The following is a 20,632-nucleotide window of genomic DNA, read 5'->3' on the forward strand; positions in this document are numbered from 1 at the left end:
CTCGTATTTACACTCTGGATAAAAGGTTAGAGTCATGCGTCGCTACTTCATCTGGCTTCATCGCTACATGGGTTTAACCATCGCCGGCTTTCTGGTGGTGACCGGCCTGACCGGGGCGATCATTTCCTGGGACCACGAACTGGACGAGTGGCTCAACCCGCACCTGCTGGAAGCCAATACCCAGGGCACGCCGCAAAGCGCCACGGCCCTGGCGGCCGAAGTGGAGCGGCAATACCCGCAGGTGCAGGTCAGCTATTACGAACTGGCGCCGGAGCCCGGCCACACCTATTACTACTGGGTGGAGCCGAGGGTGAACCCGGAAACGGGCAAACTATACAAGCCGGGTTTCAACCAAGTGTACGTGGACCCTGTCTCGGGCGAGATACAGGGCACGCGCGAGTGGGGCGCGATCTGGCCCGTCACGAGCGAGAACTTTGTCTCTTTCCTGTACAAGCTGCATTTCAGCCTGCACATTCCCGAGCTCTGGGGCATCGACCACTGGGGCCTGTGGCTGCTCGGGGTGATCGCGCTTATCTGGACCTTCGACTGCTTTGTGGGGTTTTATCTCACCCTGCCCCGACGTAAGCGAAGCTCTCTGGCAGGCGGGGCTTCGGGAGTGGCGAAAGCCGGTGGCTTCTGGCAACGGTGGAAGCCGGCCTGGAAAATCCGCGCCCGCAGCGGCCCCACCAAGCTGAACTTCGACCTGCATCGGGCCTTCGGCCTATGGACCTGGATACTGTTGTTTGTGATTGCCTTTACCGGCTTCTCCCTCAACCTGTACCGCGAAGTGTTCTTCCCACTGATGAGTATGGTCTCTGACGTAACGCCCACGCCCATCGACGAGCGCGCGCCCTCAGGCCATCACAACCCCATTGAACCCAACTACGGTTTTGCTCGCGCGATTGAGTTGGGGGCGCAAGCCGGGCAGGCCAAGGGCTGGGAGGCGCCGGTCGGCAGCCTGTGGCACGCGCGGGAGTTTGGCATTTACCGGGTAGAGTTTTTTACGCCCGCCGAGGGCCACGGTGCCGGTGGCGTGGGCCATAAAGCCGTGTACCTGGATTCCAAAACCGGCGAGCTGCTGGGCGACTGGATTCCCTGGCGAGGCACCGCTGCCGATCTATTTGTGCAGGCGCAGTTCCCGCTTCATTCGGGCCGCATTCTGGGCCTGCCGGGGCGAATTCTGATTTCGGTAATGGGGCTGGTGATCGCCATGCTAAGTATTACCGGGGTGGTTATTTGGTATAAGAAGTTGAAGGCCCGGAAGGCTCGTCGGGCGCGGCAGGCCGTGCCCGCTATGGAAGAGTATGTGAAACCGGGGCTTCCCGACAACGGGTGGCAAACGCGCCCTCAGCCTTAAACCGTGCCTGACCGGCTGTTCTCGGACAGCCGGTCAGAGGTTGTGCCCACTGCGGGCAAATGGGCACCCACCATTTTGCAATCTGGCCTCGGATCTCGCCAGCCAGATTAAGCAAGACTCCCCAGAAGAATTGAACCATACACTTCCCCTCTGCGACTTACCCTTTGCTGAACGTCAGCATTCAATCCAATCAGCAATGAGGAAGTGTTATGAATACCTTGCTTTTTAGATCACCCGCGTACAGGCGTTTCCATCTTTTCAGGTACTTTGCAGTAATAGGTGCCATTGTGTTTTCCCTGAACGCCCATGCCGGCATCGGGTCGGTTTGGTCGGGCGGGGTTACCGACTCAAGCATCACTGTGGCGTGGACGCCGCCTTCTGGAAACTATCAATTATCGGGAAACACGCCTTACTACAAAGTCTGTTACAAGAAGAAAGGCACACTGCCCTTTATCTGTAGCGCCAACCCGCCGCAAACATCAAACTCCATCCCACATACACTTTCCGGGCTGGATGCAAATACGACCTATAAGATTCGGGTGAAGTGTCACTGTGAGCGCAAGAAGCTATTTGGCGGTTGGGGCTGGGACAGGTGGCGCAATATTTCGACTATGGAAGTGACTACCAACGCGAGTTCAGTGGGTTCTTACACCCCTTCCAGCTTCGCCATCACGGGTACAGGCCTTTTCTCTCTGGATGTGACTCTGGAGCACGATGATATGGATATCTTTGAGTCAGTGCGCATCTGTCATAAAAAGAAATATTCTACCGTTTTTGATTTCGAATATTCATGCGCCCACTATCCTGGTGTAACCTGGTCCTACTCGGACCACACCGTTGGCTGGATGGAAGCAACGCCCGCACAACCCCTGACAGCAACGGTTCACCCTACCGCCAGCCTCAAGCCCTGCACCAAATACGACGTTGTCGGCTTTGGCTATTACCCTGGAGGTGGCTTCGATAAAATTGGCGAAGCCGAGGCGAGAACCAAGGGTAGCTGTGGTTTTATGAATATTTTCCAGATGCTTGTGAGTGACTATGCTTCCGACGTTCTGGTCAGCTACGCCGAAAGTTTGGATCAATTTTACGACGGTGGCTTGTATCCTCACCTGGTGGAACACTATGACGAGAACCTGAAGGTGGCCAGGGACTCCATCCGCAAAGACTACCAGGAGGATATTGCCGATACGCTTACATTGCTAAAGGTTCTGGTGGAGTCAGAGTCTCCGATTCTTGAGAGATGGCAGGAAGAGGAACGCCTGAACGCCAAAGGCTTATCCATTGAGCGGTTTATGGAAAGTGAGCATCCCAGACTGTACCGGCAGCTCAACCAAGAGCTGCAAACCCGTGGCGCGGATTGGGGCAACCCACTCTAGACGCTGATTAATTCACCTGAACAGGCCGCTCGGCCTCTGGCTGAGCGGCTTTTACGCTCACAGGCACCAACGAAATAGCCTCCGCAAGCCCGAGCGCTCATTGCCCCCCCTCCAATTCATAGCCACGTCCTGTCGAATTTCCTACCTCCCGCTCGACAAGGCAGGTAAGAGCGAAGATCTTTTACCAAGAACTCAGCTCTCACTCAGCGGCCGGCCACTGAGCGCAGGTCGAAATTTGATCGATATCTGGAGGATTATTATGTCAAACCACACTGGTACCGTTCGCCTACACCGCGTACTACAGGCGCCTGCTGAGCGGGTTTACAAGGCCTTTACCAGCAAAAACGGCTTGGAGTACTGGCTCCCTCCCTATGGGTTTACCGGCACGGTCCACGACATGGATGCCCGCGTTGGCGGCGGCTACCGAATGTCATTCACCAACTTCGGTACGGGCAGCAGCCACTCCTTCGAGGTAGAATTTCTGGAGTTAGTGCCCAATGAGCGTATAGAGCATACCGACCGCTTTGACGACGAGAACCTTCCCGGAGAAATGCGGGTTTCAATTGACCTAAAAACCGTCTCCTGCGGCACGGAAATCACCATTGTGCAGAAAGGAATACCCTCAGTCATTCCAGAGGAAATGTGTTACCTGGGGTGGCAAGAATCCCTGGCGCAACTTGCCCATCTTGTTGAGCCGGAGATTCCCGATAACAGCTGACAACAAAATGGCAGGCCGCTCCAGTGCCAGGGCGGCCTTCGCCACCCCCCGAACTATTGCCAGAAGTCACTTACTGTGGCAAATTATAGGCATGGACGTATGGACGCCTAGCCAATGTGCTATCTTTCCAAAAGGCGTTATTTGACGACAGGGATGCTTAATGTGCGCCCCTCCCGAAACAACCCCCTATAAACCAAGTCATTCCGCATACCGCCAGAATGAAACGTATAACCCCTAAGGAGGGATTCAGTGGTACTCATCCTTAAACTGGCCATTTTCATTTTCTGCATCAGGCACGTTATGACTAAGGGACGGCCTGGCGTTACCGCGATCATTTACGCGGGCGCGCACCTGGCCCTCGGGCTACTATTAATGGTAGTGCAGCCATTTTCATGGCTTTACGTAGCCGCGTTGGGCATTACATTGCTATACCACCTCGCCACAGGCTTTTTGTTCTTCTGGCTGATTGACAGATACCAGGATAGCTATTTTGCGTTGTTTGCCATTATTATTTTGGGCATAGCGGCCAGTATTGCCATCAGGTTTATCTTGTCGGCGGCGATGGGAATATGACCAACAACGGAAGCATGCAACAAGGATTAACAATGAGCAAGATTGGTTTTTTCATTCGTTTTACGCTGACTTACGCACTAGTGATGGCAGCGGCGGGAATTACGATAAGTATATTGGAGGTAAAGTCTGCGAGCAGCCTTAACACCGTCCTGCTGATGGCTGTTGCTTACTGGTTTTTCTACTCCTTCTCCACCAAGAACTCAAGAATCATAGAAGGGAATGAGAAGTGGTCCCTGATCTTTCTCGCCCTGGCCGGCGATGTTCTTACCAGCGTTGTACTCGGAGTGCCAGCAATGCTCGCCAACGACCTTCCGCTGGGATACTTTCTTATTGGCCTGGCCATAATAACGCCACTGCATTTCTTGGTGCTGGTGGTAGTAAGTTTTGGCGTGAAGAGAATTCTTACAAAACACCACCCCGATAGGGTAAAGGGGCAACAGGCCGTCTCTGGCGGTGAGTAAAGCCCCTACAGATAAAGTAGCTCTAAGACCAGCATAGTGGTAGCGCCATTTAAACAAGGTTCACATGGGAATTTTGGGGTGCAACCCAGAGCGATACTGCACTTCGAATTTTCAACGACGGAGAGCTCATGAACTCTTATCCAGCATTCGTGTTTTTGGCCGCCCTCACCATCGCCTTGCCAGGTCCTGGGGTTCTGATGACAATTAGTAATGCCGCTCAAAACGGATGGCCTAGCTCTATGGCTGGGGTTTTAGGCATCAGTTTAGGAGTATTAATAGTGGCGGCTATCTCTGCTACCGGGGTCGGTGTTATCTTGGCAAAGTCAGCATTGGCCTTTTCGGTAGTGAAATACCTCGGCGCCTTATACCTAATCTATCTTGGAATAAAAATTTGGAAGACCAAAGATCAAGAGAACTTAAGGTATCCTGCTTCAAAAGCTTCAGGGTCTAGACACTTCTACGAAGGGATCCTGGTTTCGCTATCAAACCCCAAGTCAATCGTATTCTTTGTATCCATTTTTCCTCAGTTTATCAACCCGTCCGAGAGTTATCTCTCTCAGCTTGCTCTTCTTTCACTAACATTTAGCACGTTAATCTTGTTTATTCATATGATATATACTTTTCTCGCAATTTGGTTCAGAGCCAAGTTCTTCAAACAAAAAGGTATGCACCTCCTGAACAAAGCATGTGGAGGCCTATTAGTCAGCTTCGGCGTTGGACTTGCCTCATCTACGAGGTAGCCATTGGAGCGCTTTAAGATCTTGACTGGAATTCACACTCACAACAGCACGGTATACGTTGGCTCTATTAAGACCATGAGCCAAAAAGGGAAGCTATGACGTTTAATGTAACAAGTAACCAGGGCAAAGTTGCTCTTATCACCGGCTCCACCTCAGGCATTGGTAAAGCTATTGCTCTTCGACTCGCCGATGACGGAAACTTGGGTTCAGGCTTATCAGCTGTGGGAGGAAAGGTCGCCGATGAGGCGAGGAGCACAACCAAGTGAAATTGCGCATACCGCTTCAATGCTTGTTTCCAGTAGTTACCTCACGGGCGAAATTATCCTCTCAGATGGTGGGCTCAATCTCACATGAAAACGCGTGCTACTCAACGCCGCCGCCCTACCCCGATTAATACACAAGCCAATAAGGCATAGATTCCGAGCAGCCCTACCACATTGAGTCTAACCCGTAGCGCTCCCAGCTCCGGCACATCGAGGAACGGGTAAGGATACCAACTGTGAGTCAAACCCAGCGCCATCACCACCAGTAGGTAGATGACCGGGTAGCACACCCACCAGAGCACGTGCCGGTAGCGAAGGTCGTGTTTAGGAACGAAAAACCACCAATAGAGGAGGAACGCCAAGGGAATCACGTCGTGCAACAGGCTATCCACTACTAGCCGCACCCCTTCAGGGTGCCATTGGTCGCGCAGGGCCAGCGTGTAAACCAGCGCCACCAGTAACAAGCTGGTGGTCACAAGCGTCGCAAACCCAGGGCCAGCCAAGGAGGCTAGTCGCGCCCGGCGCAATACGGTTGACGGAACCAGGGGGGCCGTTGCGGCAACGCCGGCGACCAACGCGGTGAGTACCGTAAAGTACCCAAAACTGCCCACTATCGCCCCGACTACAGACTCATCTGCCTGAGCCGCTTCCACGGCCACCACCCCCAGCCGCAACGCCAAGGTCCCCCAGACCAGAAGTGCCAGAGCCCGCAGCCAGGGCCGGCCTTTGAAACCTGATTCATTCACTGGAGAAGCGCTCATGTAGACTCCTATATGTGACCTGTGGGCGCTCGATATCCTGGCTGACTTTCAATCAACAGTCCGTTAGGTTTTCCCATGCCGCCATCGCGCTTTCAGCCACCGTAAGAAGTGACTGACGAGACGCACCGTCCCTTGCTTGTATGGACATACCTTGCTGCACCGCAACGTAATAGCGGGCAACCGCCCGGAGGTCGGTTTGGTCGCTGAGCTCGCCTTCAGAAACGGCTCGTTTGAAAATCTGCATCAGGGTAGCAATGCTCTCCGCTCTATATTCTTTGAGCTTCTGGTAAACCGCATCGCTATCACCAGCGGCGTGAATGGCGCCAAGAACAACCAAACACCCTCCCGGCTTGTTCGGCTGGGAGAACTCTTTCGCACTGACTTTTAGCATGGTTGCAACGGCAGAGCGAGCCGTAGGCTCAGCCAGTGCTGCCGTCCATATTCTGCCTCCCTCCGTGGTCCTGTAAAGCGTTACGGCTTCCTGAAAGAGGTTCTCTTTTGAACCGAACGCGGCGTAAATGCTCGGCGAGTTAATATTCATGGCTTTCACCAGAGCTGCCATGGACGTGCCTTCATAACCGTGGGCCCAGAAAGCCATCATGGCCTTTTTTAGCGCCTCTTGCCTGTCGAAGTTGCGAGGACGCCCGCGCTTTTTCATATTGCACACCTCTATTAAGATCTTATTAATATATAACGATCATAACAGAAAGTGGTTGATAGATCCTCCTTGATGCTCTAAATTATGTGTCGATCGTTATATATTATAAAATAGGGTGAAATATCATGAGTAAATTAAAGGGAAAAGTGGCACTAGTAACCGGCGGCAGCCGAGGTATGGGAGCCGCAATCTGTGAGCGCCTGGCACATGAAGGGGCGGATGTAGCCCTGACGTATAACCGCTCGGAGAATCAAGCGTACGAAGTAGCCGAAGCCGTGGAGCGTTTCGGTCGGCGCGGCCTGGCACTGCGGGCCGACAGCCGAGACCCAGAGGCGGTTAAAAGCTCGATTGAAAAAACCGTCAAACAACTAGGAAAGATCGATATTCTTGTGAATAACGCGGGCGTTTTCAACGTTAAGGCGATTGATGCTCTGACGCTTGAGGACTATCGGGAGACAATGGATACCAATGTCCGCGCGGCATTCGTGGCCTCAAAAGCCGCTGCAGAGCATATGGGAGAAGGGGGCCGCATCATCTCCATTGGGAGTAATCTTGCAGAGCACGCAATCATGCCGGGGTTGAGCCTTTACAGCATGAGTAAGGCGGCTCTTACCGGCTTTACGAAAGGCCTGGCTCGTGACCTGGGACAACGTAAGATCACTGTGAACGTAGTGCATCCGGGCTCCACCAACACCACGATGAACCCGGCCGATGGCGAATTCTCCGACGCCCAACGAAGCGCAATGTGTATCCCACGCTATGCGGAACCGGGTGACATTGCGGGCTTGGTGTCATGGCTCGCCAGTGAAGAGGCCCGGTGCATTACCGGCGCTGGAATTACCATGGATGGTGGCACAAACGCCTAATTATTGGGCTCAGGCCAATGGAAGCGGTTACTCCCAGAATATCGCGATTGCCCACCTTTCTTATTGGTCTGCTTGCCTTCACCAGCTTCGTCGTGGTGACAAAAGAGGTCTGGAGGCCTTTATAGGCGGCGTAGCAGAAAATCGGTACGGGGTGGAGGCAGGCGGGCATATGTTAACCTTCGTTGATCGTTAGAAAGCCTGACTAGCGGTGCAGCACCACTTTCATATAACAATTTGTTTTCAAATAAAAACTTTGGCATTATTCCCCGCTAACCGCCACCAACCATAACACCTCAGAGGCACCGCCATGCGTTTGATTCGACTGCTCCCCCTGATGGGCCTGACGGCGCTGACCGTAACCGGCTGCAACACCGCCTCCGATTCCACAACCAGTGCCGCCGAGCGGGAAGAGTGGGTCGAGCTGTTTAACGGAGAGGACCTGAGTGACTGGATCATCAAGATTGCCGGGTCCCCGCCGGGGGAGAATGCGCTGAACACCTTCTCTGTGCAGGGCGGAAAAATCGTGGTCAGCTATGACGAATACGATGAGCTGGGCGGTCGCTGGGGCCACCTTTTCTACAAGGAGCCTTTCTCGCACTACCGCATAGAGGTGGAGTACCGCTTTGTCGGGGAGCAGGTGGACGGGGCCCCAGAGTGGGCGGTACGGAATAACGGCATTATGTACCACGCCCAGTCACCCTATGAAATGGAGATTAACCAAGGCTATCCGGCCTGCATGGAGGTGCAGCTGCTCGGGGGCAATGGCGAGGATGAGCGCCCCACCTCCAACCTGGTGACACCGGGTTCCCACGCGGTGTACCAGGGTGAGCTGCGGGAGGACCATATTATCGAGTCCAGCAGCGAGACCTATCACGGGGACCAGTGGGTCACTGCCGAGGTGGAGGTCCACGGGGATGACCTGGCCATTCACCGGGTGGAGGGCGAAGAGGTGATTCGCTACAGCGGCATGCAGCTGGACGATGGCACGCCCTTGACCGAGGGCTATATTGCCCTGCAAGCAGAGAGCGCGCCCATTGAGTTCCGCTCGGTGCGGCTGTTGAACCTTAAAGGCTGCATGGACCCACAGGCACGCAATTACAAATCCTATTATGTGGCAGGCGCCCCGGACAGCTGCGTCTATTAAAGCGCCGGACTCCCCTTTTAAAGCCGGTGTCGAATAGGTACCGGCTTTTTTCTGTGCCATCCTCCGATATACTAGAGTGCTATTGAGACCGCTTTTCGGGAGCACTGCATGCTGGAAGCCATTTGGATCGCCTTTGCCTTTACCCTGGGGTTTTTCGTCCGTCGTCTCGGTCTCCCCAATCTGATTGGCTATCTGGCCGCCGGGTTTGCCATTAGCGCCGCCAGCCCCTACCTCTCACTGCCGGATGAGAACGGCAAGATTCTTGACCACATCGCGCACCTTGGGGTGTTGCTGCTGTTGTTTACCGTGGGGCTGAAGCTTCGCCTGCGCAACTTGGTGCGCCCGGAGGTGATTGGCGGTGGACTGCTGCATTTTACCGTCTCTTGCCTGTTGCTAGCACCCGGTCTCTACTGGCTGCTTGACCTTGAACCTTACACCGCCGCAATGCTGGCCATTGCGCTGGCTTTCTCCAGTACGGTGCTGGCGGCCAAAGCGCTGGACAGCAAACGCGAGCTGCGCGCTTTTCACGGGCGGGTGGCGATCGGGATTCTGATTGTGCAGGATTTGATCGCCCTGGTGGTGATGGCCATTGCCAGCGGCGATACCCCCTCTGCCTGGGCGGTGCTGATTCTCTTGATACCCCTGCTGCGCCCGCTGATTTACCGGCTGCTGGATCAGAGCGGCCACGACGAGCTACTGGTGCTTCTGGGCCTGTTGCTCGCCCTAGTGGTGGGCGGCCAGGGGTTCGAATCCGTCGGGTTGAGCTCTGAACTGGGCGCCCTCGCCTTTGGTGCACTGCTGGCCAACCACCCGCGGGCCACGGAACTGTCCAACTCTCTGTGGAGCATCAAGGAGTTGTTTCTGGTGGGCTTTTTTCTGCAAATTGGTATGGAAGGCCTGCCGGATAAGGGCATGATCATCTTCGCCCTGGTAATGACGCTTTTGCTGCCGCTAAAGGGCATTCTGTTCTTTTTGTTCTTGCTGGTGTTCAAGCTGCGTTCGCGCAGCGCCTTTCTCACCGGGCTCAGCCTGACCAACTACAGTGAGTTCGGGCTGATTGTCGCCAGTGTGGCGCTTCCGGAGTGGCTGATACCGTTGGCGCTCACGCTGGCGCTGTCATTCGTGGTGTCAGCGCCGCTGAACCATATTGCCCACCCGCTGTATGAACGCCTGGGCGATCGCCTGCGCCGGTTGGAGCGCGACAGCTGGCACCCGGATGAGGTGCCCGTATCCCTGGGCGATGCCGAGGTTATTATCATGGGGATGGGCCGAACGGGCAGCGCCGCCTACGACCGGCTTCAGGCGCAGGGCTACCGCCTGCTCGCCCTGGACTCGGACCCCGGCAAGGTGGACAAACACCTGAAAGCCGGGCGGCACATTCTGTTCGCGGACGCGGAAGACCAGGCTTTCTGGGCCGGGCTGGATATGAGCGGCATTCGCTCCGTGGTGCTGAGCATGAGCGACCCGGAGGCGAAAATTATCTCTGCCAAGAAACTGCGCGCCAACGGTTTCTCCGGCTACATTGTCTCCCACAGCCTGTATGAGGACGAAGCCAACCGTATTGATGAGGCCGGCGCCGACCGGACTTACTTAACCATGAACGAAGCGGGTACCAGTTTGGCGGAGCACGTCTCTCATTATATGCAGGAGGGGCAGCCCGGTGCCTCGAGTCCAGTAAGGCGCCCTTTATGACGGCAGCCCCGACATTGTCATCTAAGCGATGTACAATAATGGGCAATGAATCATGCTTCGTGAGAACGGGGGGCAACGAATGACATCACACACGGCTGAGTTAAAGCACCGGTTACAGACCGTCGGGGAAGAGACCGCCAACACCATCAGCCACGGCATCGGCCTGGTTGCGGCCATCATTGCGACGCCGTTTATGGTGGTCCGGGCGGTACGGTTGGGCGACCCGGCCTTTGTGGTGGGCGTGAGTATTTTTTGCGCCACCATGATTGTGCTGTATCTGGCCTCCTCCGTTTATCACATGCTGCCCCAGGGGCGCGCCAAGCGGGTGTGTAAGGATATCGACCACTCCGCCATTTACCTGCTGATTGCCGGCACCTACACGCCCTTTACGCTCGGGGCGCTAAACGGCCCATGGGGCTGGACGCTGTTTGGCATTGTCTGGGCGCTGGCGGCCTTCGGCGTGCTGTTGAAAAGCCTGAGAAAGCTGAATCACCCGGTGCTATCGGTGGGGCTGTACTTGGTGATGGGTTGGTTGGTACTGGTGGCCATGCACCCGCTTACCCGAGAGGTTCCCGCCGCCGGGATTGCTTGGCTGGCCGCGGGCGGGGCGTCCTACACGCTGGGTATCGTGTTCTATGTGTTGGACGCCCGGTTCAAATTTGCCCACTTCGTGTGGCACCTGTTTGTGCTGGGCGGCACCTTCTGCCACTTTATCTCCATATTTGGCTACGCCCACTGAGCGGCTTTCACGTCAGCCGCTAAAACACCCAGGCGATCATCAGCCAGAAGATCACAAAGAAGAGGAAGAAGCCGAGCAGCATAAACTGCAGCTCCCCCAGCAGGCCGTCGCCGGCAAAAACGGCAAAGGCCAGAAATAAAACCACCGTCACAAAGAAGGCGATAATCGCCGCCGTTTTCAGGCCCAGGCCCGGCTGCAGATGCGCCGCCGCGAACTCGGACAGCGAGGGCAGCAGAAGCATGGCGGCGATGCCCACCACCACAACCAATGAAATCAGGACGATGGCAATCTTGCGGGATTCGTCCTTATCTTTCCGATCTGCCTCACCCACCACGGCTGGTACCCCCATTTTGCCGGGCTTTAATCAGCTCCCGCACGCGGTTGGGGTCCGGCATGCCTTTGGCTTCAATCTCGGGCTTGTCGCCGGCGGTGTAAATTTGGATCGCGCCCACGCCAAAAATCCGGTTAAAGAAGCTTTGGTGCACCCGCACGGTACGAATTCCGCTGATGCTGAACTCCGCCCGGTTCTTGCTGAGCAGTCCCTGCTCGTAAAGGATGTCGTGCTCTTTCACGGTCAGTTTGGAGCTGCGAGTCTGAATGTACCACCACAGCAGGATCAATAGCCCCAGCCCAAATGCGGGAATCAGGATGATGCTCGCAATAAACCCGATGGGGTTGTTCTTAAACATTACCGGGTGTTCGGAATAGAGTTCACTCACAGTGTGCTCCTTCTGGTTGTGTGGTGCCAATGAGCCCCAATCATAGCACCCTGGCGGCGCGAAAACAGTCGCGGGCCACAAGGCTCCACGCCTGAACCCTGGTATTATAAGCCGCCACGGCACCGGGCCACCAAGACCACACTCTGTTATAGGGGCAGGCGCCGCATCACCTTTTCACGGAACATAAAACCGGCTGAGACAGAACCATGCAGCACGTTTTAATTGACATTGCGGTTTACCTGAGCGCCGCCGTTATTGTTGTGACACTGTCCAAGCGGCTGGGGTTCGGCTCGGTGCTGGGGTATCTGGTGGCGGGCAGTTTGCTCGGTCCGCATGTGCTGAATTTTGTCAGCCACCCGGAAGCTGTTTTGCACTTTGCCGAATTCGGTGTTGTGATCATGTTGTTCCTGATTGGGCTCGAGCTTCGCCCCTATCGGCTCTGGAACCTGCGGCGCGCCATTCTGGGGATGGGTGGCGCCCAAGTCGTAATCTCGGCCCTGGTGCTGTCCGGCGCGACGCTGGCTCTGTCAGTGTCCCCGGCCGAAGCCATACTGATCGGGCTTGCCGTGGCGCTGTCCTCCACCGCGATTGTGTTGCAGACATTGGAGGAGCGGGGTCTGCTCGACTCGAGCGTGGGCCAGAACAGCTTTTCGGTGCTGTTGTTTCAGGATGTGGCGGTTATCCCTATATTGGCCGCAGTCCCCCTGCTCGCCCGAGGCGATGGCGCCGGCGCAACCGGGGTAATGGGCCAGGACCTGCTGTCATCGTTTCCCGCGTACTGGCAGGCCCTCATTACGCTGCTTGTCATTACTGGCATTATCGTTATCGCCCGCTACTTACTGCGCCCGGTGTTCCGAGTCATTGCCAACGCCCAGCAGTCAGAGCTGTTTACCGGCTTCGTGCTGCTGATCGTGGTGGGCGTAACCCTCGCCATGACCGCCATTGGGCTCTCGCCGGCGCTGGGGGCGTTTATCGCTGGCGTGGTATTGGCTGAGAGCGAGTTTCGGCACGAAATCGAAGCCGACCTTAACCCTTTCAAGGGCCTGCTGATGGGGCTGTTTTTCCTGAGCGTGGGCGCAAGCATTGATTACGCCTTACTAGTGGACCGCCCATTGCTGATTTTGGGCGGAGCCGTCGCGCTGATGCTGATTAAATTTGCCGTGCTGTATGGAGTGGGTACGGTTTTCCGGTTTGGGCCGTCAGAGAAGGTATTGTTTGGCATCTCGCTTTCCCAGGGCGGGGAATTTGCCTTCGTCATATCCGCGGCGGGATTGACCGCCGGTGTGCTCAGCCAGGGGAACGCCCAGGTGCTCAATTTGGTGGTGGCGGTTACCATGGTGGGCACGGCAATACTGTTTATGGCGTTTGACCGCTTCTCCTCCCTTCGCCAGCGCAAACCCTCCCCCCAATATGAAACCCCGTCCCCCTCCAAGGGAGTGATCATCGCCGGCTACGGCCGCTTTGGGCAGATAGTGGGCCGGATGATGAATAGCTACAAAATTCCCATGACCATTTTGGACAGCAGCCCCGGGCAGGTGGATTTGGTACGCCGTTACGGCAACAAGGTGTACTACGGGGATGCCTCCCGGCGCAGCCTGCTCAAGCAGGCCGGTGCGGACCATGCCACTTTGTTGGTGGTGGCCGTGGACAACCCGGTTAAATCGCTTTCCATTGTGGACACCGCCCGCAAGCACTTTCCCGAACTGAAAGTGATCGCCCGAGCGGTCGACCGCAGCCATGCCTACGAGCTGAGAAAGCGCGGCATTCAAGCCCTTCGCCGGGAGACTTTCCACTCCGCCCTGAAGGTGGGCGAGGATGCGCTCATCGCACTCGGCCAAACGCCGGAACTGGCGGCACGGCACGCCCAAATGTTCGGCGAGCACGACGAGCGCACCTTTGAGGAGTTGGCCCCCCTATGGGGCGATGAGAAACGCTACGGGCAGGCCGTACACCAGAACCTGGAGAGTCTTCGTCGCGTACTGGAGGAAGACCGCCAACGCCAGGAGACTCGCGACTAAGACATTGAAATTTGAAAACCTTTTCTTATTTCAAATTATTCTGATGACCTGAGCAAAGTGCGACACAGCTAATATCTCGGGCCGGCCTCGATCACTAGACTGTCGCCCGGCCGCTGTAACCGACTATCATCTCTAAAAAAGAGGAGCAGCGCGCCACTTTCACTCACTGTCATCAGGAGCGACCGCGCTATGTCTTACTCTTACGGGCGGCTTTTTAAAGCCCTGCTTTTGCTATCGGCAATGGTTACCGCTCTGCTCTCGGGCGCCGCCACCGCACAGACCCGCATCATGCCCCTGGGCGATTCCATCACTGGCTCACCGGGTTGCTGGCGGGCCCTGCTCTGGAACCAGCTTCACGAGGCTGGCCACACCGATATCGACTTTGTCGGCACCCTGCCCCCCCAGGGCTGCGGCATGGCTCACGACGGCGATAACGAGGGCCATGGCGGTTACCTCGCCACCAACATTGCCTACGACGACCTCCTGCCCGGCTGGCTGCGGCAAACCAACCCGGATGTGATCATCATGCACCTGGGGACCAACGACGTCTGGAGCAACCGGCCGACCGACGACATTCTCGAGGCGTTCACCACCCTGGTGGAACAGATGCGGGCGAACAACCCCGCCATGGCCATTCTGGTCGCTCAAATTATTCCCATGGACCCGAACGAGTCGTGCGGCCAGTGCAACCAGCGGGTGCAAGCGCTGAACGCGGCCATTCCGGGCTGGGCCCAAAACCTTGGGACCGAGCAGTCCCCCATTGTTGTGGTGGACCAGTACAGCGGCTTTGACTACAACGCCGACACTTATGATGGCGTCCACCCGAATGACAGTGGCGATGAAAAGATCGCCGAGGCCTGGTTCGGCTCACTCACCGAGGTACTGGATGGCGGTTCAACCAGTGAGTCAAGCTCTTCCAGCATCAGCTCAAGCATGGCGAGCGCCAGCAGCCTGAGCAGTTCAACGTCCACGACGTCGTCCTCAAACCCTTCCAGCTCAACCAGCTCGAGTAGCGCTATCAGCACACCCACCCAGGCGCGCTGCAACTGGTACGGCACCCCCTACCCTCTGTGCGACAGCCAAGCCGACGGCTGGGGTTGGGAGAACAGCGAAAGCTGTATTGGCGAGAACACCTGTGAGAGCCAGCCCGCCCCCTACGGCGTCGAGGGCGAAGCGCAGAGCAGCAGTACTCAGAGCAGCGCTGCATCATCCGTCGCCTCCGGCCAGTCTTCCCAAGCCACCCAACAGCAGTGCGACTGGTACGGAACCCTTCACCCCTTGTGCGCCAACCAAGACCAGGGCTGGGGCTATGAGAACAACCAAAGCTGTATTGGACGCACCACCTGTAATGACCAGTACGGCAGCGGCGGCGTCATCAACCTTTAACCAATAACAACCGGAGTTTTTTATGAAACCGCTTTTTAACCGGTTCGCCTGGCGAAGCGCCATGGCGGCTACTTTGCTACTTTGCGGCGGTGCGGCCCACGCCAACACCGTCAGCGGGGCGCACAATACCAGTGCCACCCTTTCCATCCAAAGCGACTGGGGCAGCGGCTACTGCGCCTCCGTCACGGTCAGCAACAACGGCAGCGCCGCGGTCAGCGCCTGGGAGCTGACCATGGACCCCAAGCAATCCCAAATTAGCAATTTGTGGAATGGCAACTTCAACGGCGAGACCGTCACTCCCATGGGGTACAACCGCGAAATTCGCGCCTCGGGCAGCGTGAACTTCGGTTTCTGCGCCAATAGCACCGGGAGCAACTATTTGGCCGAGCTCATCGAGCTGACGGTGGAAGGCGGCGGGGGAGCCTCCAGCAGCGCCTCCAGCCTCTCATCCAGCATTAGCAGCTCGGCCTCAAGCGCGGTGTCATCCAGTGTGGCCTCGTCAGTGGCTTCCTCTGAGGCCTCTTCGGTGGCGTCCTCCATGGCTTCTTCCGTTGCCTCGTCGGTGTCGTCCTCGCTGTCATCGAGCGTGGCCTCTTCGGTCGCCTCCAGCGCTTCCTCCAGCACGTCCTCAAGCGCTGGGGGCGACGAGATCATTCCCAATGCCACCAGCAACGGTTGGCCGTATTGCCGCTCGGCGGATTCCGATCCCGACGGTGACGGCTGGGGCTGGGAAAACAGCTACTCGTGCATTGTGTACGAGTCGGCCGCGGATCCGGGTGCGGGTGATTTCCCTTACTGCATGATCGGGGAAGAGGAAATTACCCTGTGCAACACCGATACCGGCAGTTGGGGCAGCGAAGGCGGTGCCATTTGCCTGTCGCAAAGCATGTGCCCCGGCATGGGCAGCAATACTCAAGGCCCCATGCGGGATGAGCCAGTGAACCCACACGCCGATGAAACCACCGAATCGGTCTACAGCTACCTGCAATCGGTGTGGGGGAGCAAGATGCTCACCGGCCAGATGGACCAGACCTGGCAGGACGACATCGACCAGTATCAGCGTGTTATCAATGACACGGGCAAAGCGCCCGCTATTATGGGCTACGACTTTATGAACTACGGCCTGTACTGGGACGGCATTTCCGGCCTGACCCAGACCGAAGAAGCCATCGAGCATTGGGAGCGCGGCGGCCTGGTCACCTTCAACTGGCACTGGCGCGACCCCGACGCCCCGGAGGGTGAGATCGGTGAGTTCTACACCGAGGATACCGACTTCACCATCCCGGTGGTGGAAGGGGAGCTGGATACCACCAGCACCAGTTTTGCCAACATTGAAGCGGACGTGGATATGATTGCCGCCGAACTGCAAACGCTGGAAGATGCCGGCGTGACCGTGCTGTGGCGTCCATTGCACGAAGCCTCCGGGGGCTGGTTCTGGTGGGGCCGCAATGACCGCACCGACGAGGTACCCTCCGCCTACGCCCAAGTGCTGTTGTGGCAATACCTGTACGACCGGCTCACCAATTACCACGGCCTGAACAATCTACTGTGGGTATGGAATGGTCAAAGCGCGGCTTGGTATCCGGGTGATAACTACGTGGATATTGTCGGCCACGATATCTACGACGGCGCTCAGAACTATGAGTCTCAAATCGGCGTTTACGAGTTGGCTGCCAGCGAGCCCCATGAACAAAAAATGGTGGCTCTCACGGAAAACAGCAACATCCCCGACCCGGACTTAATGGCCGAAGACGGCGCCTGGTGGCTGTACTTTATGGTCTGGAACGACATTGACACCGCCGAAGGCGTGACCAATGAGTCGAACTTCTGGACCGGTGAGTACTTCAACACCCAGGCCCACAAGGAGCATGTCTACAACCACGAGCTGGTCATTACACTGGATGAGCTGCCGACGTTCTAACAACGGCTGTTTTCTCCACCACGGAAAAGGCCCGTCCAATGACGGGCCTTTTTTTGTACAGGTTTTTTGTCCGGACGCCCTTTATAGAGCGGGGTCCTTATGAAAAAACGGGAGGGCTCATTCTGTCGCCGCACGGCTTCGCGGGTCGCGTTGACGCTCGCACTGCTGCAAACGCCGCATCATGCCGTGAGCATTGAGCATGATCTCACCTTTGTGCTCGAACCCGCCTTTCGACAACACCCTGCCACTGGCCACATTGTTTCGCATGTAGTGGGCGTGGATGACCGATAAGCCGAGCTGGTGAAAGCCATAATGGACGATGGACTGAACGGCTTCGGTGCAATAGCCTCGCCCCCAGTAGGGAACCCCTATCCAGAAATCCAGGTGGCCTGCCTCGCCCGAGAAGTCCGTCAAGCTGACCGAGCCCACCAGTTCGTTGGCCTCGGGGAGCGTGACGGCATAAACCACTTTTTCCCCTTGGGCAAAGGCTGGCGCCAGGGAGGCGATCCAGCTCTCCGCCATGCCGGGCTCATAGGGTTGGGGAATATTGATGGTCATTTGCGCCACGCGCCAGTCGCCCGCCAGGGCCGCCACACGTTTGGCGTCGGCTTGTTTAAAAGGGCGCAGCTCTAACCGCTCGGTGTTAAGAATCGGCTGTTCCATAATCACTCTCCTTACAACTCTCCTTGCTTTTTAAAGATTTCGGTAGTTTCCGTCCGATGGGCAGCCCTGTCAACCGCTGGGGCCGCCGTCCCTGGCGGCCCCCTTTTACTGCGGCGCTTCGGGCGCTTCGGGTTGCAACTCCAGGTAGTATTGCTCGTAACTCGGGCTGTAAGGCCCCGGCGGCAGTCCAGTGGCATAACCACTGAATACCTGTTGGTGCGCCTGCCGGGTTAAGGGCAGGTAGTTGGGCGCGGCCCGTTCAATGGCTGCGGTGACCGCCGCGGCAATTAAATCCGCCAGAGGGTTGCCGCTGCTATTGTTTTGGGGGGTGTATTGCAGCCTCTTCCTGGCGGACCACAGCTCGGCGCCATCGGCATTCACGATTCGATACTCGAAGTCCACCTCTGTGGTGGTGGAAAGCAGAACGTATTTGGACGTCCATTCGTGGATGGTCACGTAAAGAATGGCATCGGCCTTAAACAGGTTGGCCAATTGCTCCGGTGGCTGGTTATGAATTTCCGCCGGCTCATACAGCCCTTCATATTCCAACAGCGTTTTCACCGTGTTTACCGGGTAAACATAATAGCCCTTTTCCCCTAAGCGAAATGGCAGTGTCGCCAGTACGGACGTGGGGGCCTGCACATCGGTGGACTGATTCACCACGGGGACCACCAGTACCGACCGGGGCTGGGCATTGTGAAACGCATCCAACCGACTTTCATCCGGCGCCGTGGTCGCACAGCCGGTAAGCCAAACCACGGCAGCGGCGCTGATCCATTTTATCCAGTTACCCATCAATCTGTCCCTCCAGGTTCTCAATCAGCACGCTCAGCATGGGCCGGCTTTCAGGCCAGGCGTCATGTTCCATCTGATAAAATTTAACCGCGCTTTCAATGTCGCCCTGCTCCAGCATAAAAGTGCCGGCTTCGGCGTAAAGGCCGGGCGCAATCGGGTGCTCCTGAGTACCGCCCTGCTCAATGAAAGCAATGTACTCTTTAAGCGCCTGTTCCTTCAGCGCGGGGTCATGGTAGTGAATAAAGAGGGTTTGCTCGTATTGGCCCCAGTCGTACAACGTCTGGGGGCCGGTACAGGCACTCAGCAGTACCACGATGACGGAAACAAGAAAGGACTTACTGATCATTGGCGCCCACCTTTATCACTCGGTTAACGCCCGCGCCCAGATACACTTTCTGGCTATAGACCACTTCACCTCCGGCAATCAACTCCACACGGTGCGTGCCGTCGATGAGTCTGAGTACATTTTCTCCTTCCTGGTACTGCCCCACGGCGCCGTAGGAAATGCCGTCCACCTGCAGTTCATACTCGGTGGCGGCTTCATTCGCCAAACTAAAGGTCAGCCCCGGGCGGTCATCCACCACTTGCGTGTTCTGAGTGGGAGACTGAACACACCCCACTAACAACATAAAAAGCGCGGCTATCACTGCATATTTCATTGTTCACTCTCCTTTTCTGAATGATCCTTAACTTGAAGGTCCTTAATATCGTGTCCGGCCAGGGAACCGGAAACGAGCTTTCCATAGGCGCCCTGGTCCAGCGGGTCCTCACCAAACAGGCCCACAATTTCAATCTCGGCCACTTTTTCGCCCGGCAGGGTAATGACGGAGCCGGTGGCCTGGGACTTAACTTTCTTGCCTCGGGTTTGAACGTCAAACACCATTCCCGGCTCCACGCCCTGACTGGCGCCACCGCTGATGTAGACGCGCCCTTCTTCCAGGGCGAGGATATCCGCCGTCCAGGCTTTGTCGATAAAAAGCCCGGTCATCTTATCCACTGCGGAAATCACGGCGGCGGCAATGGCACGGTCATTCAGGCTGCCATCATAGCCCGCCGCGGAGCCGAACCCCATAGTGCGCCCCTGTTCGACAGAAGAGGAGCCGGTTCCGGTGACGGAGGCAAATACCCGACCGGTGGTCACATCGACCAGCCGCAGGTCCACGGTGGCCGTGGCTTCCTGCTTCTTGGTGGAGGACAGAAACCCCCGCTCTCCAGTGGTGGCACGTCCGAACTGGGTCAGTGACCCGATTACCAGGGTGTCCACCCCGGTGATGCTGACCTCCTGACCGGACAGTTCCGCTTCGCGGCTTAAGAGTTCGATATCCGGTCGCTCGAACACCAAATAGCTTTCGCTGTTGGTCAGTGCTTGCAAAAACATATCGGTGACTTTGTTTCCCAGCTCGTCGGTGCTATCCGCTCGCAGAAGGCTTCGGCCATAGTTGGTCTCATTGGAAATGCGCCCAACCGCGATTTTCCGCTTCAGCGCCAGTGCCTCGGGCTGCTTTTCCGCCTCCTGGGTGGCCTGCTGCGCCTTGCGCTGGGCTTCCTGGGACACACCCGGTTCCACCTCTGTCATTTGAGGCGTTTGAGTGGCACACCCCGAAAATAGTGCCACGGCGAGCACCAGCGACATTCCGGTCAATTTACTGTTCATCGTTAAACTCCCTGTGGATATTGAGTGACTGATCAACATAAAGAGTCATCAGCCTGCCCCAATTCTATAGTCGATTTTGACGAATTGATACGGCTTGGCGGCTGATCTGCCCCAACGCAAGCCTATAA

23 protein-coding genes are annotated in these 20,632 nt (G+C 56.7%); 14 read left to right on the plus strand and 9 right to left on the minus strand.

The features are described 5' to 3' along the window. Positions 1-34: 34 nt before the first annotated feature. The 7 genes from AAE514_RS11745 (at position 35) to AAE514_RS18595 (ending at position 5,579) form a co-directional block, all read left to right on the plus strand. Entirely contained in the window at positions 35-1,357 is a 1,323-nt protein-coding gene (locus AAE514_RS11745; RefSeq protein ID WP_347331736.1) for a PepSY-associated TM helix domain-containing protein, read from the plus strand. Between the two features lie 209 nt (positions 1,358-1,566). Further along, positions 1,567-2,733: a fibronectin type III domain-containing protein gene (locus AAE514_RS11750; protein ID WP_347331737.1), complete on the plus strand. Its 1,167-nt coding sequence runs from the start codon at positions 1,567-1,569 to the stop codon at positions 2,731-2,733. 259 nt (positions 2,734-2,992) lie between these two features. Beyond that, complete coding sequence (locus AAE514_RS11755; protein ID WP_347331738.1) at positions 2,993-3,451, plus strand: SRPBCC family protein; 459 nt, start codon at positions 2,993-2,995, stop codon at positions 3,449-3,451. A 249-nt stretch (positions 3,452-3,700) separates the two neighbouring features. Continuing rightward, complete coding sequence (locus AAE514_RS11760; protein ID WP_347331739.1) at positions 3,701-4,024, plus strand: hypothetical protein; 324 nt, start codon at positions 3,701-3,703, stop codon at positions 4,022-4,024. Between the two features lie 32 nt (positions 4,025-4,056). Then, positions 4,057-4,485, plus strand: a complete 429-nt coding sequence (locus AAE514_RS11765) for an ABZJ_00895 family protein (RefSeq protein ID WP_347331740.1) — start codon at positions 4,057-4,059, stop codon at positions 4,483-4,485. 128 nt (positions 4,486-4,613) lie between these two features. Then, entirely contained in the window at positions 4,614-5,225 is a 612-nt protein-coding gene (locus tag AAE514_RS11770) for a LysE family translocator (RefSeq protein ID WP_347331741.1), read from the plus strand. 189 nt (positions 5,226-5,414) lie between these two features. Further along, on the plus strand, positions 5,415-5,579 hold the full coding sequence (locus AAE514_RS18595; protein WP_430623899.1) for an SDR family oxidoreductase: 165 nt from the start codon (positions 5,415-5,417) through the stop codon (positions 5,577-5,579). Between the two features lie 13 nt (positions 5,580-5,592). Here AAE514_RS18595 and AAE514_RS11775 read toward each other — a convergent pair whose 3' ends face one another. Next, positions 5,593-6,249: a Pr6Pr family membrane protein gene (locus AAE514_RS11775; RefSeq protein ID WP_347331742.1), complete on the minus strand. Its 657-nt coding sequence runs from the start codon at positions 6,247-6,249 to the stop codon at positions 5,593-5,595. Between the two features lie 52 nt (positions 6,250-6,301). Beyond that, positions 6,302-6,907 (minus strand): TetR/AcrR family transcriptional regulator, encoded by a 606-nt coding sequence (locus AAE514_RS11780; protein WP_347331743.1) that lies wholly within the window; start codon positions 6,905-6,907, stop codon positions 6,302-6,304. Positions 6,908-7,032: 125 nt separating this feature from the next. On the opposite strand from AAE514_RS11780, the gene AAE514_RS11785 reads away from it, so the two are divergent. The 4 genes from AAE514_RS11785 (at position 7,033) to trhA (ending at position 11,348) form a co-directional block, all read left to right on the plus strand. Next, positions 7,033-7,773 (plus strand): SDR family NAD(P)-dependent oxidoreductase, encoded by a 741-nt coding sequence (locus AAE514_RS11785; protein ID WP_347331744.1) that lies wholly within the window; start codon positions 7,033-7,035, stop codon positions 7,771-7,773. A 307-nt stretch (positions 7,774-8,080) separates the two neighbouring features. After that, positions 8,081-8,917, plus strand: coding sequence for a 3-keto-disaccharide hydrolase (locus tag AAE514_RS11790; RefSeq protein ID WP_347331745.1), 837 nt, complete (start codon positions 8,081-8,083; stop codon positions 8,915-8,917). A gap of 108 nt (positions 8,918-9,025) precedes the next feature. Next, positions 9,026-10,609: a cation:proton antiporter domain-containing protein gene (locus AAE514_RS11795; RefSeq protein ID WP_347331746.1), complete on the plus strand. Its 1,584-nt coding sequence runs from the start codon at positions 9,026-9,028 to the stop codon at positions 10,607-10,609. 79 nt (positions 10,610-10,688) lie between these two features. After that, positions 10,689-11,348: a PAQR family membrane homeostasis protein TrhA gene (gene trhA / locus AAE514_RS11800; protein ID WP_347331747.1), complete on the plus strand. Its 660-nt coding sequence runs from the start codon at positions 10,689-10,691 to the stop codon at positions 11,346-11,348. 19 nt (positions 11,349-11,367) lie between these two features. On the opposite strand, the gene AAE514_RS11805 is transcribed toward trhA, so the two are convergent. Both AAE514_RS11805 and AAE514_RS11810 read right to left on the minus strand, forming a co-directional pair. Then, positions 11,368-11,679: a hypothetical protein gene (locus AAE514_RS11805; protein WP_347331748.1), complete on the minus strand. Its 312-nt coding sequence runs from the start codon at positions 11,677-11,679 to the stop codon at positions 11,368-11,370. Beyond that, complete coding sequence (locus tag AAE514_RS11810) at positions 11,672-12,067, minus strand: PH domain-containing protein (RefSeq protein ID WP_347331749.1); 396 nt, start codon at positions 12,065-12,067, stop codon at positions 11,672-11,674. Before AAE514_RS11810 ends, AAE514_RS11805 begins: the two co-directional genes overlap by 8 nt. Positions 12,068-12,273: 206 nt before the next feature. Here AAE514_RS11810 and AAE514_RS11815 point away from each other — a divergent pair, with 206 nt between their 5' ends. From AAE514_RS11815 to AAE514_RS11825, 3 genes are all read left to right on the plus strand, one after another. Further along, complete coding sequence (locus tag AAE514_RS11815) at positions 12,274-14,085, plus strand: monovalent cation:proton antiporter-2 (CPA2) family protein (protein ID WP_347331750.1); 1,812 nt, start codon at positions 12,274-12,276, stop codon at positions 14,083-14,085. A gap of 189 nt (positions 14,086-14,274) precedes the next feature. After that, positions 14,275-15,471 carry a GDSL-type esterase/lipase family protein gene (locus AAE514_RS11820; protein WP_347331751.1) on the plus strand — a complete coding sequence of 399 codons (1,197 nt, stop codon included), beginning with the start codon at positions 14,275-14,277 and terminating at the stop codon, positions 15,469-15,471. A gap of 22 nt (positions 15,472-15,493) precedes the next feature. Then, a complete protein-coding gene (locus AAE514_RS11825; protein WP_347331752.1) occupies positions 15,494-17,392 on the plus strand; it encodes a glycosyl hydrolase in 1,899 nt (632 codons plus the stop codon). Between the two features lie 117 nt (positions 17,393-17,509). Here AAE514_RS11825 and AAE514_RS11830 read toward each other — a convergent pair whose 3' ends face one another. The 5 genes from AAE514_RS11830 to AAE514_RS11850 form a co-directional block, all read right to left on the minus strand. Next, positions 17,510-18,055: a GNAT family N-acetyltransferase gene (locus tag AAE514_RS11830; protein ID WP_347331753.1), complete on the minus strand. Its 546-nt coding sequence runs from the start codon at positions 18,053-18,055 to the stop codon at positions 17,510-17,512. A 105-nt stretch (positions 18,056-18,160) separates the two neighbouring features. Further along, a complete protein-coding gene (locus AAE514_RS11835) occupies positions 18,161-18,850 on the minus strand; it encodes a DUF799 domain-containing protein (RefSeq protein WP_347331754.1) in 690 nt (229 codons plus the stop codon). Continuing rightward, complete coding sequence (locus AAE514_RS11840; RefSeq protein WP_347331755.1) at positions 18,843-19,196, minus strand: DUF4810 domain-containing protein; 354 nt, start codon at positions 19,194-19,196, stop codon at positions 18,843-18,845. Before AAE514_RS11840 ends, AAE514_RS11835 begins: the two co-directional genes overlap by 8 nt. Next, positions 19,186-19,509 (minus strand): hypothetical protein, encoded by a 324-nt coding sequence (locus AAE514_RS11845; protein WP_347331756.1) that lies wholly within the window; start codon positions 19,507-19,509, stop codon positions 19,186-19,188. Before AAE514_RS11845 ends, AAE514_RS11840 begins: the two co-directional genes overlap by 11 nt. After that, the gene (locus tag AAE514_RS11850) at positions 19,506-20,504 is read right to left on the minus strand and encodes a CsgG/HfaB family protein (RefSeq protein WP_347331757.1); all 999 of its coding nucleotides are present in this window, start codon (positions 20,502-20,504) and stop codon (positions 19,506-19,508) included. The genes AAE514_RS11845 and AAE514_RS11850 overlap by 4 nt, the downstream gene beginning before the upstream one ends. Positions 20,505-20,632: the final 128 nt, after the last annotated feature.

This window comes from Marinimicrobium locisalis, assembly GCF_039822625.1.
Taxonomy (GTDB): Bacteria; Pseudomonadota; Gammaproteobacteria; order Pseudomonadales; family Cellvibrionaceae; genus Marinimicrobium; species Marinimicrobium locisalis.

Coding starts and splice junctions, on each gene's coding strand:
- AAE514_RS11795 (WP_347331746.1), top strand. CDS start 9,026: ATGCTGGAAGCCATTTGGATCGCCTTTGCCTTTACCCTGGGGTTTTTC.
- trhA (WP_347331747.1), top strand. CDS start 10,689: ATGACATCACACACGGCTGAGTTAAAGCACCGGTTACAGACCGTCGGG.
- AAE514_RS11745 (WP_347331736.1), top strand. CDS start 35: ATGCGTCGCTACTTCATCTGGCTTCATCGCTACATGGGTTTAACCATC.
- AAE514_RS11830 (WP_347331753.1), bottom strand. CDS start 18,055: ATGGAACAGCCGATTCTTAACACCGAGCGGTTAGAGCTGCGCCCTTTT.
- AAE514_RS11845 (WP_347331756.1), bottom strand. CDS start 19,509: ATGAAATATGCAGTGATAGCCGCGCTTTTTATGTTGTTAGTGGGGTGT.
- AAE514_RS11815 (WP_347331750.1), top strand. CDS start 12,274: ATGCAGCACGTTTTAATTGACATTGCGGTTTACCTGAGCGCCGCCGTT.
- AAE514_RS18595 (WP_430623899.1), top strand. CDS start 5,415: ATGACGGAAACTTGGGTTCAGGCTTATCAGCTGTGGGAGGAAAGGTCG.
- AAE514_RS11835 (WP_347331754.1), bottom strand. CDS start 18,850: ATGGGTAACTGGATAAAATGGATCAGCGCCGCTGCCGTGGTTTGGCTT.
- AAE514_RS11765 (WP_347331740.1), top strand. CDS start 4,057: ATGAGCAAGATTGGTTTTTTCATTCGTTTTACGCTGACTTACGCACTA.
- AAE514_RS11820 (WP_347331751.1), top strand. CDS start 14,275: ATGTCTTACTCTTACGGGCGGCTTTTTAAAGCCCTGCTTTTGCTATCG.
- AAE514_RS11850 (WP_347331757.1), bottom strand. CDS start 20,504: ATGAACAGTAAATTGACCGGAATGTCGCTGGTGCTCGCCGTGGCACTA.
- AAE514_RS11825 (WP_347331752.1), top strand. CDS start 15,494: ATGAAACCGCTTTTTAACCGGTTCGCCTGGCGAAGCGCCATGGCGGCT.
- AAE514_RS11775 (WP_347331742.1), bottom strand. CDS start 6,249: ATGAGCGCTTCTCCAGTGAATGAATCAGGTTTCAAAGGCCGGCCCTGG.
- AAE514_RS11755 (WP_347331738.1), top strand. CDS start 2,993: ATGTCAAACCACACTGGTACCGTTCGCCTACACCGCGTACTACAGGCG.
- AAE514_RS11785 (WP_347331744.1), top strand. CDS start 7,033: ATGAGTAAATTAAAGGGAAAAGTGGCACTAGTAACCGGCGGCAGCCGA.
- AAE514_RS11770 (WP_347331741.1), top strand. CDS start 4,614: ATGAACTCTTATCCAGCATTCGTGTTTTTGGCCGCCCTCACCATCGCC.
- AAE514_RS11790 (WP_347331745.1), top strand. CDS start 8,081: ATGCGTTTGATTCGACTGCTCCCCCTGATGGGCCTGACGGCGCTGACC.
- AAE514_RS11780 (WP_347331743.1), bottom strand. CDS start 6,907: ATGAAAAAGCGCGGGCGTCCTCGCAACTTCGACAGGCAAGAGGCGCTA.
- AAE514_RS11750 (WP_347331737.1), top strand. CDS start 1,567: ATGAATACCTTGCTTTTTAGATCACCCGCGTACAGGCGTTTCCATCTT.
- AAE514_RS11840 (WP_347331755.1), bottom strand. CDS start 19,196: ATGATCAGTAAGTCCTTTCTTGTTTCCGTCATCGTGGTACTGCTGAGT.